Origin of the sequence: Pseudomonas sp. CAU 1711 (assembly GCF_039888625.1) — a bacterium.
In the GTDB taxonomy this organism is placed as follows: domain Bacteria; phylum Pseudomonadota; class Gammaproteobacteria; order Pseudomonadales; family Pseudomonadaceae; genus Aquipseudomonas.
Window position 1 is genome coordinate 159475 of the sequence record NZ_JBDQQT010000005.1, and the last position, 13325, is coordinate 172799.

Below are 13325 nucleotides of genomic sequence, written 5' to 3' on the forward strand. Positions count from 1 at the left end.
ATCGGGCGCAGTGGTGTCAAGGCTCCCTCTCCCGTCGGGAGAGGGCTGGGGTGAGGGCAAGGCAGCCCCCGGCCCTGCGCGGGCCACTGCCCCCCTCCCTCGGATGGGAGAAGGGGGCAGATCCTTACTGGGCGGTGGCCAGGTTGGCCGGGTCGAGCTTCCACTTCTCGGCGATGGCCTTGAGCGTGCCGTTGGCCTTGAGCGCCTCGACGGCGGCCTGAACGGCCGCCTTGTCGGCATCGTCCGGACGCATGTAGGCGCCGAAGATGTCCTTGTCCGGGAAGCTGTAGAGGGTCTTGAACTGGCCCGGGGTCTGCAGTTCGCGGTAGGCCAGTTCGGTGTCCTGGGACAGACCGGCGGCGGCGCGGCCGACCAGCACCTGCTGGGCCACGTCGCTGCCCTTGGGGTAGGTCTGCAGGGTGGCCGGGGTCTTGCCGGCGGCCGTCAGATCGGCATTGAGCTTCTCCATGATGGCCACGTACTGGGTACCGGATTGCACGGCCACCACTTTGCCGGAGAGGTCGTCCAGCGAGCTCAACCGGAGGTCGCCCTTGCCGCTGCCGAAGACGATGGTTGCAGTGTTCAGATAGGGCACGGCATGCAGCTTTTGGGTGCGCTCGGGCGTCACCAGGGTGCCACTGATCACCGCATCGCAGCGCTTGGCGTCCAGGCCCGGCAGCAGGCCGGTGAACTCGGTCACGATGAAGCGCGGCTGCACGCCCCAGTGCTTGGCCAGGGCACGGATCAGATCGGCGTCGAAGCCGCTCGGTTCGCGGTCGCCGGTCTTCGCGAAGAACTCCATCGGCGGGTAGGTCGGGTCGGAACAGACCTGGAAGCTGCCCGACTCGACGAAAGACGGCTTGTCGGCGGCCAGTAGCGTGGTACTCAGAGTGGCGGCCAGCACGGCGGTGGCCAGTTGCAGCGGACGGTTTTTCATCGGTGACTCCTGTTCAGGCTGGAAAGCCGCTTGTTGTTATTGGCGAATGGAGCGGTGAAAGCAAAATCGGGGCGGCGCCTAGCGGCGCTGCACGCCCGGCAGCACGCAGAGCATTTCGTAGAGCAGGTTGGCGCCCAGCAGCGAGGTGTTGCCGGTGGTGTCGTAGGGCGGCGAGACCTCGACCAGGTCGCCGCCGATGATGTCCAGGCCCTGGCAGCCGCGGATGATCTCCATCGCCTGGATGGTGGTCAGGCCGCCGATCTCCGGGGTGCCGGTGCCCGGCGCCCAGGCCGGGTCGATGCCGTCGATGTCGAACGTCAGGTACACCGGGCCGCCGCCGACCTTCTCGCGCACCTCGGCCATCAGCGGCTCCAGCGACTTGTGCCAGCACTCCTCGGCCTGCACCACGCGGAAGCCCTGCTTGCGGCTCCAGTTGAAGTCCTCGGCGGTATAGCCCTGGGCGCGCAGGCCGATCTGCACCACGCGCTGGCTGTCGAGCAGGCCTTCCTCCTGGGCGCGGCGGAAGGTGGTGCCGTGGGCGATCTTCTCGCCGAACATCTGGTCGTTCACATCGGCATGGGCATCGATATGCACCAGGCCGATCTTGCCGTGTTTCTTGTGCAGGGCACGCAGGATCGGCAGGGTGATGGTGTGGTCGCCGCCGAGGGTCAGCGGCTTGATGCCGAGTTCGGCTATCTCGTCGTAGGCCTCTTCGATGATGCGCACGGCTTCCATCAGGTTGAAGGTGTTGATCGCCACGTCGCCGATGTCGGCCACATTGAGCGAGTCGAACGGCGCGGCGCCGGTGGCCATGTTGTAGGGGCGGATCATCACCGACTGGGCGCGGATCTCGCGCGGGCCGAAGCGGGTGCCGGAGCGCAGCGAGGTGCCGATGTCCAGTGGCACGCCGACGAAGGCGGCGTCGAGCTGGCGTTTGTCTTCGAGGTTCTGGATATGCGGCAGACGCATCATGGTGGCGATGCCGCCGAAACGGGGCATTTCGTTGCCGCCCAGGGGCTGGTGCAGGATCTTGTCCACGGGTGGGCCTCACGGTGTTGTCTTGTAATGAACCCGGAGCGGTCGAGCGACCCGGGCGAAGCGTGGGCCCGATTCTTCTGCGCCGGGGCGACAAAAAGAATCGCTGTGGCGAAATAATTACTTCATGAATTCCTAAACTAATCGCCGGCACCGTAGGATGGGTTTGCCGCGTAGCGGCGTAACCCATCGCTTGCCGCATGGGTATCGCTGCGCTCAACCCATCCTACGAGCCGGAATCCGCCATGGCCCTCGCCCTGCCCGATCTCAAGCTGCTGCGCATCTTCGCCAGCGTGGTGCGCTGCCAGGGATTCGCCGCGGCCCAGCAGGAGCTCAACCTGTCCACCTCGGCGATCAGCACCTATATGAGCCAGCTGGAGGCGCAATTGGGCCTGGTGCTCTGTCACCGCGGCCGCGGCGGCTTCAGCCTGACCAGCAAGGGCGAGCTGTTCCACCAGGAGACCCTGCGCCTGCTCGCCGAGCTGGAGGGCTTCGAACGCTACTCGGCGGCGCTCAAGGGCGAGCTGCGCGGCACCCTCAACCTCGGCGTGCTGGACTCCACGGTGAGCGACCCGGCGCTGCCGCTGGCCGAGGTGATCGGCGCCTACAGCCAGGAGCACCCGGCCGTGCACCTGCACCTGGTGGTGCAGAGCCCGGCCGAGCTGCAGCTGGCGGTACTGGAGAACCGCCTGGACCTGGCCATCGGCGCCTTCTATACGCGGATGAACGGCCTGAGCTACCAGGCCCTGTATCGCGAACAGCACTGGCTGTACTGCAGCGACCGCCACCCGCTGTTCGCCCAGCGCAAGATTCCCGCCGAGGTGATCACCCAGCAGCGCATGGTCGGCCGCGGCTACTGGAGCCAGAGCGAGCTGGCCCGGCACGGCTTCAAGCACAGCGCGGCGACGGTGGAGTCGATGGAGGCGCAGCTGATCCTGGTGCTGTCCGGCGCCTATATCGGCTACCTGCCGGAGCACTATGCGCAGCCCTGGGTCGAGCAGGGCCGGCTCAAGGTGCTGCTGCCCACCACCTTCGGCTACCAGGCGCCGTTCAGCCTGGCCCTGCGCCGCGGACGCTCGCGCGAACCGCTGATCCAGAGCTTCCGCGACCGTCTCAAGGGATTGCTCGACCCGGCCTGAGCGGTCCGCCACGGAGGCCCTTCAAGGCCCCGCAGGAGCGAGCTCTGCTCGCGAAGCCTTGGCAATCACTCATCCGCGGGCAGAGGGCTAGGCTTAGCTGATCCTTCCCCACCACAGGAGTGTCGGGCCATGGCCAGCAAGTTCCACCTGAAGAAAGCCAGCGACGGTCAGTTCCACTTCAACCTGCTCGCCGGCAACGGCGAGGTCATCCTCAGCAGCGAGCTGTACAGGGCCAAGCAGTCGGCCCTGGACGGCATCGCGTCGGTGCGCGAGAACTCGCAGCACGACAGCGCCTTCGAGATCAAGGAGACGGCCGCCGGCAAGCACCACTTCGTGCTCAAGGCCGGCAACGGCCAGGTGGTCGGGCAGAGCCAGCAGTACGCCAGCCATGCCGGCGCGGTGCGCGGCGTGGAGTCGGTGCAGCAGCACGCGCCGGGCGCCGAGCTGAAGGACGAGAGCTGAGGGCGGTCACGCCCCCCGCTTTAGCGTACGGCGCGCAGCGCACCCCAGGCCTTGCCGGCGGCGCTCACCAGCAACAGCACCAGGGCGCCGACCAGAATGCCGAACAGGGCGTCGACCAGGGTCGGCGTCAGCACGGCCAACACCCCGCCGATGGCGGGCAGCGCATCGATTGCCTCGACCCAGTGATGGATCAGCGCGTGAGCGCCGGGAATGCCGTGGGTGAGGATGCCGCCACCGACCATGAACATGGCCGCGGTGCCGACCACCGAGAGCAGCTTCATCAGCCAGGGCGCCAGCCATAGCAGGCCATGCCCCAGACGTTGCAGCGCGGCGCTGGCGCGCTGGCTCAAGTACAGGCCGGCGTCGTCCAGCTTGACGATGCCGCCGACCAGACCGTAGACGCAGAGCGTTATCAGCACGGCGATGCCGGACAGCACTATCACCTGCTGCAGGAAAGCCTGCTCGGCCACCACGCCGAGGGTGATGGCGATGATCTCGGCGGAGAGGATGAAGTCGGTGCGCACCGCGCCCTTGATCTTGTCCCGCTCGAAAGCCTGTATGTCCACTTCCGGGTCGACCAGGGCCTGGAGGTGCTCGGCGTGGTGCTGGCGGTCCTCTTCCGCGCTATGGAGGAACTTGTGCGCCAGCTTCTCGAAGCCCTCGAAGCAGAGGAAGGCGCCGCCGAGCATCAGCAGCGGGGTCACCAGCCAGGGCGCGAAGGCGCTGATCAGCAGCGCCGCCGGCACCAGGACGGCCTTGTTCAGCAGCGACCCCTTGGCCACCGCCCAGACCACCGGCAGCTCGCGCTCGGCGCGCACCCCGGTGACCTGCTGGGCGTTCAGCGCCAGGTCGTCGCCCAGCACCCCGGCGGTCTTCTTCGCCGCCACCTTGGTCATGACTGCGACATCGTCCAGCACGCTGGCGATGTCGTCGAGCAGAGTTAACAGACTGGCTCCGGCCACTTACTGCCTTCCTTGTATCGGTGATTGCATGAAAAGGCCCCGCGAGCGGGGCCTTGGCGTCATTTGACCAGCCGCCAACACAGTGGGTAACGGTAGGTCTGGCCCTCGTTGGCCTTGATCCCGGCGATGATGGTCAGCACCAGGGCCGCCAGACCGAGCAGCGGCAGCAGCAGGAAGCCGATCACCACCACGGCCAGCAGCAGGCAGACCAGCGCGGCGAGAGACACGGTGATGTGGAAGTTCAGCGCCTCCTTGCCCTGATCGTCGACGAAGGGGTCGAGGTCGCGCTTGAGCTGCCAGACGATCAGCGGGCCGAGCAGGTTGCCGAAGGGGATCAGCAACCCGGCGAAAGCCGCGAAGTGACAGAACATCGCCCACTGACGGGCTTCCGGGCTCGGGGTGGAACTGAGGTTCTGCTCTTCCATGGGACTCTCCGCGGTTGATGGGAATCAGTCGGCCAGGCTGGCGCGCTGCAGCTCGAACAGCTCGCGCATGCCCTGTTGGGCCAGCGCCAGCATGGCATTGAGTTCTTCCGGCTGGAAGGGGGCGCCCTCGGCGGTGCCCTGCACCTCGATGAAGCCGCCCTTGTCGGTCATCACCACATTGAGGTCGGTCTCGGCGGCCGAGTCTTCCAGGTAGTCCAGGTCCAGCACCGGCTCGCCCTGGTAGATGCCCACCGACACGGCGGCGACCATCTGCTTGAGCGGCTCGCCCTTGAGCGCGCCGCGTTTCTTCAGCACCTTCAGGGCGTCGGCCAGCGCCACCATGGCACCGGTGATGGAGGCGGTACGGGTACCGCCGTCGGCCTGGATCACGTCGCAGTCGATGTAGATGGTGTTCTCGCCCAGCTTGCTCATGTCCAGCGCGGCGCGCAGCGAGCGGCCGATCAGGCGCTGGATCTCCAGGGTGCGGCCGCCCTGCTTGCCGCGGCTGGCCTCGCGCGCGTTGCGCTCGCCGGTGGCGCGCGGCAGCATGCCGTACTCGGCGGTCAGCCAGCCCTGCCCCTGGCCCTTGAGGAAGCGCGGCACGCCGGCCTCGACGCTGGCGGTGCAGACCACCTTGGTGTCGCCGAACTCGACCAGCACCGAACCCTCGGCGTGCTTGGTGTAGTTGCGGGTGATGCGCACGGAGCGCAACTGGGTGGAAGCGCGGCCGCTGGGACGTTTCATCTGCTGGTACCTATCGAAAAGCGGAAATCTCGGACGCGGCGACGCCCGAACCTGCGGGCATTATAGCGCCGCGTCGGGCCAGATTGGGCCGGCCGTCGCTCTGCGCTACAATCCGGCGCCTCATTCATCGCCACGAGGTCTTCCCATGGTGCACAGCATGACCGCCTTCGCCCGCACCGAAGGCGCCGAAGCCAATGGCACCCTGAGCTGGGAACTGCGCTCGGTCAACCACCGCTACCTGGAACCGCACCTGCGCCTGCCGGACGCCTTCCGCGATCTCGAAGGCGCGGTGCGCGAGGCCCTGCGCCAGGGCCTGTCGCGCGGCAAGGTGGAGTGCACCCTGCGCTTCGCCGAGGAAAACGCCGGCAAGAGCCTGCAGGTGGACGAGCAGCGTGCCCGCCAGCTGGTCGACGCCGCCGAGCAGGTGGCCGCGCTGATCCGCCAGCCGGCCCCGCTCAACCCCCTGGAAGTGCTGGCCTGGCCCGGCGTGCTGGTGGCCGACGCCGCCGACCCGCAGGCACTCAACGCCGCCGCCCTCAAACTGTTCGAGCAGGCCCTGGGCGAGCTGAAGAACGGCCGCGCCCGCGAGGGCGCCGAGCTGGCCAAGCTGCTGGGCGAGCGCCTGGATGCCATCCTCGAGGAAGTCGCCGCCCTGCGCACGCTGATCCCCGAGATGCTGGCGGGCCAGCGGCAGAAGATCGAAGCGCGCTTCGCCGAGATGAAGGCCGAGTTGGACCCGCAGCGCCTGGAGCAGGAGCTGGTGTTGCTGGCGCAGAAGAGCGACGTGGCCGAGGAGCTGGATCGCCTCGCCACCCACGTCGCCGAGGTGCGCCGCGTGCTCAAGGCCGGCGGCGCCGCCGGCCGGCGCCTGGACTTCCTCATGCAGGAACTCAACCGCGAGGCCAACACCCTCGGTTCCAAGGCCTTCGACCCGCGCAGCACCCAGGCTGCGGTCAACTTGAAAGTCCTGATCGAGCAGATGCGCGAGCAGGTCCAGAATATCGAATAAGCCCCGGCCCACTCAGGACAGACAGATGACCGTGACTACCGGCACCCTCTACATCGTTTCCGCCCCCTCAGGCGCCGGCAAGACCAGCCTGGTCAAGGCCCTGCTCGACAGCGAGCCGCGCACCCGCGTGTCGGTGTCGCACACCACCCGCGCCATGCGCCCGGGCGAGCAGGACGGGGTCAACTACCACTTCGTCGACCACGCGAGCTTCACCGCCATGATCGAGCGCGGCGAGTTCCTCGAGCACGCCCAGGTCTTCGACAACTTCTACGGCACCTCGCAGAAGTGGGTCGAGCAGACCCTGGCCGAGGGCTTCGACCTGATCCTGGAGATCGACTGGCAGGGCGCGCAGCAGGTACGCAAGCTGATGCCGCAGGCCAAGTCGATCTTCATCCTGCCGCCGACCCAGGAGGCGCTGCGCCAGCGCCTGACTCAGCGCGGCCAGGACAGCGCCGAGATCATCGAGCGGCGCATGCGCGACGCGGTCGCCGAGATGAGCCACTATGTCGAGTACGACTACCTGGTGATCAACGACGACTTCGGCCACGCCCTGGAGGACCTGCGCGCGGTGTTCCGTGCCAACCAGCTGCTGGTCAACGCCCAGTCGCAGCGCCATGCCGGGCTGCTGGGCGAGCTGCTGGCCTGACAGCGGCCGCAAGCCACAAGCCGCGAGTAAAAGCAAGGCCGTTCAACGCCTGCTTGTAGCTTGTCGCTTGTCGCTGCTTTACAATATTCAGTCCGCTCGCCCATCCGGGCCCAGCCTTATCTGCTATTTGCCACGAGGAACATCATGGCCCGCGTTACCGTTGAAGACTGCCTGGAGAACGTAGACAACCGCTTCGAGCTGGTCATGCTGGCCACCAAGCGTGCCCGTCAGCTGGCCACCGGCGGCAAGGAGCCGAAGGTCGCCTGGGAAAACGACAAGCCGACCGTGGTCGCCCTGCGCGAGATCGCCGGCAACCTGGTCGACGCCGAGTTCGTCGCCCAGGAAGACATCGTCGAGGAAGAGCCGCTGTTCGCCGCCGCCTTCGAGGAAGAGGCCAACGAGCCTCTGTAAGCCTATGCCTGGTCGACGTCTTGCGGCTCCGGGTACAACGCCGTCTCGGCAAGGGGTGAACCCATGCCGAGCATAGACACCCTCGCCGACCGACTCTCGACCTACCTGGCCACGGATCAGGTCAACCTGGTCCGCCGCGCCTACTTCTACGCCGAGCAGGCCCACGACGGCCAGCGCCGCCGCAGCGGCGAGGCCTACGTCACCCATCCGCTCGCCGTCGCCAATATCCTCGCCGACATGCACATGGACCATCAGAGCCTGATGGCGGCCATGCTGCACGACGTGATCGAGGACACCGGCATCGCCAAGGAGGCGCTCCACGCGCAATTCGGCGAAACCGTGGCCGAGCTGGTCGACGGGGTCAGCAAGCTGACCCAGATGAACTTCGAGACCAAGGCCGAGGCCCAGGCCGAGAACTTCCAGAAGATGGCCATGGCCATGGCCCGCGATATCCGCGTGATCCTGGTCAAGCTGGCCGACCGCCTGCACAACATGCGCACCCTGGAAGTGCTGTCCGGCGAGAAGCGCCGGCGCATCGCCAAGGAAACCCTGGAAATCTACGCGCCCATCGCCAACCGCTTGGGCATGCACAGCATGCGCGTGGAGTTCGAGGACCTCGGCTTCAAGGCCATGCACCCGATGCGCTCCGAGCGCATCCGCGCCGCGGTCCGCCGCGCGCGGGGCAACCGCAAGGAAATCGTCGCCAAGATCGAGGAATCGATCACCGCCTGCCTCGCCCGCGAGGGCCTGCACGGCGAGGTGATCGGCCGCGAGAAGCACCTCTACAGCATCTACCAGAAGATGCGCGGCAAGCGCCGGGCGTTCAACGAGATCATGGACGTCTACGCCTTCCGCATCGTGGTCGACAAGGTCGACACCTGCTACCGCGTGCTCGGCGCCGTGCACAACCTGTATAAACCCCTGCCCGGCCGCTTCAAGGACTACATCGCGATTCCCAAGGCCAACGGCTACCAGTCGCTGCACACCACCCTGTTCGGCATGCACGGCGTGCCCATCGAGATCCAGATCCGCACCCGCGAGATGGAGGAGATGGCCAACAACGGCATCGCCGCCCACTGGCTGTACAAGTCGGATGCCGACGAGGCGCCCAAGGGCAACCACGCGCGCGCGCGCCAGTGGGTCAAGGGCGTGCTGGAGATGCAGCAGCGCGCCGGCAACTCGCTGGAATTCATCGAGAGCGTGAAGATCGACCTGTTCCCCGACGAGGTCTACGTGTTCACGCCCAAGGGCCGCATCATGGAGCTGCCGAAGGGCTCCACCGCGGTCGACTTCGCCTACGCGGTGCACACCGACGTCGGCAACAGCTGCATCGCCTGCCGCATCAACCGCCGCCTGGCGCCGCTGTCGCAGGCCCTGGAGAGCGGCTCGACGGTGGAGATAGTCACCGCCCCCGGCGCACGACCGAACCCGGCCTGGCTCAACTTCGTGGTCACCGGCAAGGCGCGCACCCATATCCGCCACGCCCTCAAGCTGCAGCGCCGCTCCGAGTCCATCAGCCTGGGCGAGCGCCTGCTGAACAAGACCCTCACCGGCTTCGACAGCCACCTGGAGAAGATCGCGCCGGAGCGCATCCAGGCCGTGCTCGGCGAGTACCGCCTGGAAGTGCTCGAGGACCTGCTAGAAGACATCGGCCTGGGCAATCGCATGGCTTACGTGGTCGCCCGCCGCCTGCTGGCCGAGAACGGCGAGGCGGCGCCGAGCCCGGACGGGCCGCTGGCCATCCGTGGCACCGAGGGCCTGGTGCTGAGCTACGCCAAGTGCTGCACGCCGATCCCCGGCGACCCCATCGTCGGCTATCTGTCGGCCGGCAAGGGCATGGTGGTGCACCTGGAGAACTGCAAGAACATCGCCGAGATCCGCCACAACGCAGAGAAGTGCATCCAGCTCAACTGGGCCAAGGACGTGGCCGGCGAGTTCAACGTCGAACTGCGCGTCGAGCTGGAGCACCAGCGCGGCCTGATCGCCGTGCTGGCCAGCACGGTGGCCGCCGCCGACGGCAATATCGAGAAGATCGGCATGGACGAGCGCGACGGCCGCATCAGCGTGGTCCAGCTGGTCATCAGCGTGCATGACCGCGTGCACCTGGCGCGCGTCATCAAGAAGCTGCGCTCCCTGGCCGGCGTCATCCGCATCACCCGCATGCGCGCCTGAGGGCACGCTGCCGCAGAACAACAACCCCATCGGAATCGGAGTTCCCATGAGCAAGACCGTCATCACTTCGCCCAACGCCCCCGCCGCCATCGGCACCTACTCGCAGGCGATCAAGGCCGGCAACACCGTCTACCTGTCCGGGCAGATCCCCCTGGATCCGCAGAGCATGGAGCTGGTGCAGGGCTTCGAGGAGCAGACCGTGCAGGTGTTCGAGAACCTCAAGGCGGTGATCGAAGCGGCCGGCGGCAGCTTCAAGGACGTGGTCAAGCTGAACATCTTCCTCACCGACCTGTCCCACTTCGCCAAGGTCAACGAGATCATGGGCCGCTACTTCGAGCAGCCCTACCCGGCCCGCGCCGCCATCGGCGTAGCCGCCCTGCCGCGCGGCGCGCAGGTGGAGATGGACGGCATCCTGGTCATCGACTGAGCCATGCGCCACACGCTGGCAATCGCCCTCTGCGCCGGCCTGCTGGCCGGCTGTGCCGGACCGCAGAGCCCGGACGGCACCTGGATCAACCAGCCGATAGTCGAGGCCGCCCGTGAGGGTGGGCCGCTGCGCGAGGCGCTGCTGGCCTATGGCCCGGTGCTCGAATGGCGGCTCGACGCCCAACGCGGTCTGGCCAGCTACAGCAATGGCTTCGAGGCGCCCGAGGGGCGCCTCGGCATGAGCGAGGACGGCCAGCTGACGGTGGACTACCCGGGCAACTACCAGGAGCGCTTGCGCCTGCACGGCGAGCGTCTGACCCAGGAGGCCAGCGCCTACGGCCCCGAGCAGCAGTTCGCCCGCCCCGCCCACGCGGCCGAACCCGGCGCGCCGCTGGGCAGCAGCTTCGAGTGGGCGCTGTACCAGGCCTACCTGGGCGGCGAGTGGAGCATCCGCGAGGGCGTCGGCCAGGGCGGCCTGGTGCTGTTCCACCCGGACGGTCGCCTGGAGGGCCTGCCCGGCGCCGAACGCTATGCCCTGTGCCTGGCCGGCGACTGCGCCTCGATGGCCGGCGAGCACGACAGCCTGTGGCTGCAACTGGGCGAGCGGGGCGCGCCCTGGCTGTTCCAGCGCGACGGCGATCGGCTGCGCATCTTCCAGGCGCTCAACCGCGCCGCGCCGGACGAAGTGCCGGAATACAGCCCCGGGCGCCAGGCCTGGCTGCTGCAGCGCGACTGAGCACTGCTCCGGGGCGGGCGGATTGTTTCTGGCCGCTTCGGTATGCCCCGCATGGTAGGACCAACCCCCTCTCCCTCCGGGAGAGGGCCGGGGTGAGGGCACTGCAGACCGCCCTTCACCCGCCCTGCGGGCACCCTCTCCCGAGGGGAGAGGGAAACCAGCGCCAGCCTTAGCCGAACTCCCCCGCCAGCACCGCCGCATAGCCCTCGCGGTAGCTGGGATACTGCGGCGCCCAGCCCAGGGCCCTGGCCCGCGCGTTGCTGCAGCGCTTGCTGCCGGCGCGGCGCACGCTGTCCTGCTCCGCCCATGCGGTCACGCCCAGGCGCTCGCGCAGCCAGCCGACCACCTCATGCAGCGGCGCCGGTTCGTCGTCCACGCCCAGATAGCAGTGCTGTAGCGGCGTGTCGGCGGCATCGGCCTGGAGCAGATGGGCCAGCAGGCCGGCGGCATCCTCGGCATGGATGCGGTTGGCGTACAGCGGCGGCTCGCAGGCCACCCGGTAGCCCTGGCGCACCTGGTTGAGCAGCCTTTCGCGGCCCGGCCCGTAGATGCCGGTCAGGCGCACCAGGCTGGCCGGCAGACCCGAGTCGAGTGCCAGACGTTCGGCCTCGCGCATGATCCTTCCCGAATAGCTTTCGGCCTCGGCCGGCGAGTCCTCGTCTATCCACTCGCCGCCGCGCTGGGCATAGACCCCGCTGCTGGAGACGAACAGCAGGCGCCGCGGCCGCTGGCCGCGCTCGGCCAGCCAGGCCAGTGCACGGCGTAGGCCGTCGACGTAGGCGCTGCGGTAGCCGGCCTCGTCGTGCTGACTGGCCGCTACGCAGTACACCAGGTAATCCAGCTCGCCCTGCGGCCAGGCCGCGGGGCATTGGTCGCTCTGCAGGTCGCCGGGCACCGCCAGCACGCCCGCCGGCAGGCGCGCCACATCGCGGCGCAGACCATGGGTGGTCCAGCCGGCGGCGAGCATGCGGCGCGCCAGGCGGCCGCCGACATCGCCGCAGCCGACAATCATCAGGGTTGGAACCATCTCGAAGAACCTCGCAGAGCCTGTGTCTCGGGGCACCCGGCAGCCGGGCGTCGCTTTCATAAACAAGAATTACTTGCAATAATGCAGGCCGTCTTTGCGCGGGGTCGCGTTTCGCCTCGCCCTCGCTCCCCCACTTCAGGTCCGGCCAGCATGAATTCTACCGCCCTCCGCGCCCAGCCAACCCTCGCCCCTCGCCTGTCCCTGGCCGCCCTGCTGCTGGGGCTGCTGCTGCCGCTCGGCGCGCTGGCCGAAGAGGCCGCCGCGCTCGCCCAGCCAGGGCCCGCCAGCGCCACCGAGCCCCTGGCGCCCGCCCATCCGCAGGCCGAGGCCCTCAAGGCCAGGCTGGACGCCCTGGGCGAGCAGGCCAGCGCCAAGCAAATCGAAACCGCTCGCCAGGCATTCCTGCAACAGAACAACATCGCCGACGCCGAGCAGTTGCTCGCCGCAGTCGAGGCGCTGGACGGCGCCAGCGCCGAGCCGGCCGAGGAACCCGTGCTGCACGACCTCTCGCCCTGGGGCATGTACCAGAACGCCGACCGCGTGGTGAAGGGCGTGATGATCGGCCTGGTACTGGCCTCGATCCTCACCTGGACCGTATGGGTCGCCAAGGGGCTGGAACTGCTGGTCGCCCGCCGCCGCCTGCGCCGCGAGCTGCCCGACCTGAAGGCCGCCCGCAGCCTGGCCCAGGCCGCCGAGCGGGCGCGCGCCAAACACAGCTTCAGCGCCCTGCTGATCGAGGACGCCCGCGAGGAACTGCGCCTGTCCGCCGGCTGCCGCGACAAGGAAGGCATCAAGGAGCGCGTCAGCTTCCGCCTGGAGCGCCTGGTCGCCGCCAGCGGCCGCGCCATGAGCCAGGGCACCGGCGTGCTCGCCACCATAGGTTCCACCGCGCCCTTCGTCGGCCTGTTCGGCACCGTCTGGGGCATCATGAACAGCTTCATCGGCATCGCCGAGTCGCAGACCACCAACCTCGCCGTGGTCGCCCCCGGCATCGCCGAGGCCCTGCTGGCCACCGCCCTGGGCCTGGTCGCGGCGATCCCGGCCGTGGTGGTGTACAACGTCTTCGCCCGCTCCATCGCCGGCTACAAGGCGCAGGTCGCCGACGCCTCGGCCCAGGTCCTGCTGCTGGTCAGCCGCGACCTCGACCAGCCGAGCGGCGAGCGCGCCCAGCCGATCGCCAAGGCGGTATGAGGC

At 68.2% G+C, this 13325-nt stretch carries 15 protein-coding genes; 9 read left to right on the plus strand and 6 right to left on the minus strand.

Annotated features, from left to right (window positions below; translation table 11 throughout):
* Window positions 1-124: 124 nt before the first annotated feature.
* Together AAFN46_RS07365 and speB are read right to left on the minus strand one after the other, a co-directional pair.
* Window positions 125-937: an ABC transporter substrate-binding protein gene (locus AAFN46_RS07365; protein WP_347808045.1), complete on the minus strand. Its 813-nt coding sequence runs from the start codon at window positions 935-937 to the stop codon at window positions 125-127.
* A gap of 78 nt (window positions 938-1015) precedes the next feature.
* Complete coding sequence (gene speB, locus AAFN46_RS07370; RefSeq protein WP_347808046.1) at window positions 1016-1975, minus strand: agmatinase; 960 nt, start codon at window positions 1973-1975, stop codon at window positions 1016-1018.
* A gap of 242 nt (window positions 1976-2217) precedes the next feature.
* On the opposite strand from speB, the gene AAFN46_RS07375 reads away from it, so the two are divergent.
* Together AAFN46_RS07375 and AAFN46_RS07380 are read left to right on the plus strand one after the other, a co-directional pair.
* On the plus strand, window positions 2218-3111 hold the full coding sequence (locus AAFN46_RS07375) for a LysR family transcriptional regulator (protein ID WP_347808047.1): 894 nt from the start codon (window positions 2218-2220) through the stop codon (window positions 3109-3111).
* A gap of 129 nt (window positions 3112-3240) precedes the next feature.
* On the plus strand, window positions 3241-3573 hold the full coding sequence (locus tag AAFN46_RS07380; RefSeq protein WP_347808048.1) for a YegP family protein: 333 nt from the start codon (window positions 3241-3243) through the stop codon (window positions 3571-3573).
* Window positions 3574-3593: 20 nt separating this feature from the next.
* Here the strand turns inward: AAFN46_RS07380 and AAFN46_RS07385 are convergent, their stop codons facing one another.
* Genes AAFN46_RS07385 through rph form a run of 3 tightly spaced genes read right to left on the minus strand, consistent with a single transcriptional unit; the run spans window position 3594 to window position 5704 of the window.
* On the minus strand, window positions 3594-4535 hold the full coding sequence (locus tag AAFN46_RS07385; RefSeq protein WP_347808049.1) for a DUF808 domain-containing protein: 942 nt from the start codon (window positions 4533-4535) through the stop codon (window positions 3594-3596).
* Between the two features lie 59 nt (window positions 4536-4594).
* Window positions 4595-4960, minus strand: coding sequence for a DUF4870 domain-containing protein (locus AAFN46_RS07390; protein WP_347808050.1), 366 nt, complete (start codon window positions 4958-4960; stop codon window positions 4595-4597).
* Between the two features lie 24 nt (window positions 4961-4984).
* Entirely contained in the window at window positions 4985-5704 is a 720-nt protein-coding gene (rph, locus tag AAFN46_RS07395) for a ribonuclease PH (RefSeq protein WP_347808051.1), read from the minus strand.
* A gap of 145 nt (window positions 5705-5849) precedes the next feature.
* Between rph and AAFN46_RS07400 the strand changes: the two genes are divergently transcribed.
* The 6 genes from AAFN46_RS07400 to AAFN46_RS07425 all read left to right on the plus strand — a co-directional run bounded on the left by AAFN46_RS07400 (window position 5850) and on the right by AAFN46_RS07425 (window position 11104).
* Window positions 5850-6713 carry a YicC/YloC family endoribonuclease gene (locus tag AAFN46_RS07400; RefSeq protein WP_347808052.1) on the plus strand — a complete coding sequence of 288 codons (864 nt, stop codon included), beginning with the start codon at window positions 5850-5852 and terminating at the stop codon, window positions 6711-6713.
* A gap of 25 nt (window positions 6714-6738) precedes the next feature.
* Window positions 6739-7359: a guanylate kinase gene (gene gmk / locus AAFN46_RS07405; protein ID WP_347808053.1), complete on the plus strand. Its 621-nt coding sequence runs from the start codon at window positions 6739-6741 to the stop codon at window positions 7357-7359.
* 144 nt (window positions 7360-7503) lie between these two features.
* Complete coding sequence (rpoZ, locus tag AAFN46_RS07410) at window positions 7504-7770, plus strand: DNA-directed RNA polymerase subunit omega (RefSeq protein WP_347808054.1); 267 nt, start codon at window positions 7504-7506, stop codon at window positions 7768-7770.
* A gap of 63 nt (window positions 7771-7833) precedes the next feature.
* Window positions 7834-9942, plus strand: a complete 2109-nt coding sequence (gene spoT, locus AAFN46_RS07415; protein ID WP_347808055.1) for a bifunctional GTP diphosphokinase/guanosine-3',5'-bis pyrophosphate 3'-pyrophosphohydrolase — start codon at window positions 7834-7836, stop codon at window positions 9940-9942.
* 46 nt (window positions 9943-9988) lie between these two features.
* Window positions 9989-10369 (plus strand): RidA family protein, encoded by a 381-nt coding sequence (locus AAFN46_RS07420; RefSeq protein ID WP_347808056.1) that lies wholly within the window; start codon window positions 9989-9991, stop codon window positions 10367-10369.
* A 3-nt stretch (window positions 10370-10372) separates the two neighbouring features.
* Window positions 10373-11104, plus strand: a complete 732-nt coding sequence (locus AAFN46_RS07425; protein ID WP_347808057.1) for a hypothetical protein — start codon at window positions 10373-10375, stop codon at window positions 11102-11104.
* Window positions 11105-11273: 169 nt separating this feature from the next.
* Here AAFN46_RS07425 and AAFN46_RS07430 read toward each other — a convergent pair whose 3' ends face one another.
* Complete coding sequence (locus AAFN46_RS07430; protein ID WP_347808058.1) at window positions 11274-12131, minus strand: NAD-dependent epimerase/dehydratase family protein; 858 nt, start codon at window positions 12129-12131, stop codon at window positions 11274-11276.
* A gap of 150 nt (window positions 12132-12281) precedes the next feature.
* Between AAFN46_RS07430 and exbB the strand changes: the two genes are divergently transcribed.
* Window positions 12282-13322, plus strand: coding sequence for a tonB-system energizer ExbB (gene exbB / locus AAFN46_RS07435; protein ID WP_347808059.1), 1041 nt, complete (start codon window positions 12282-12284; stop codon window positions 13320-13322).
* Window positions 13323-13325 lie beyond the last annotated feature (3 nt).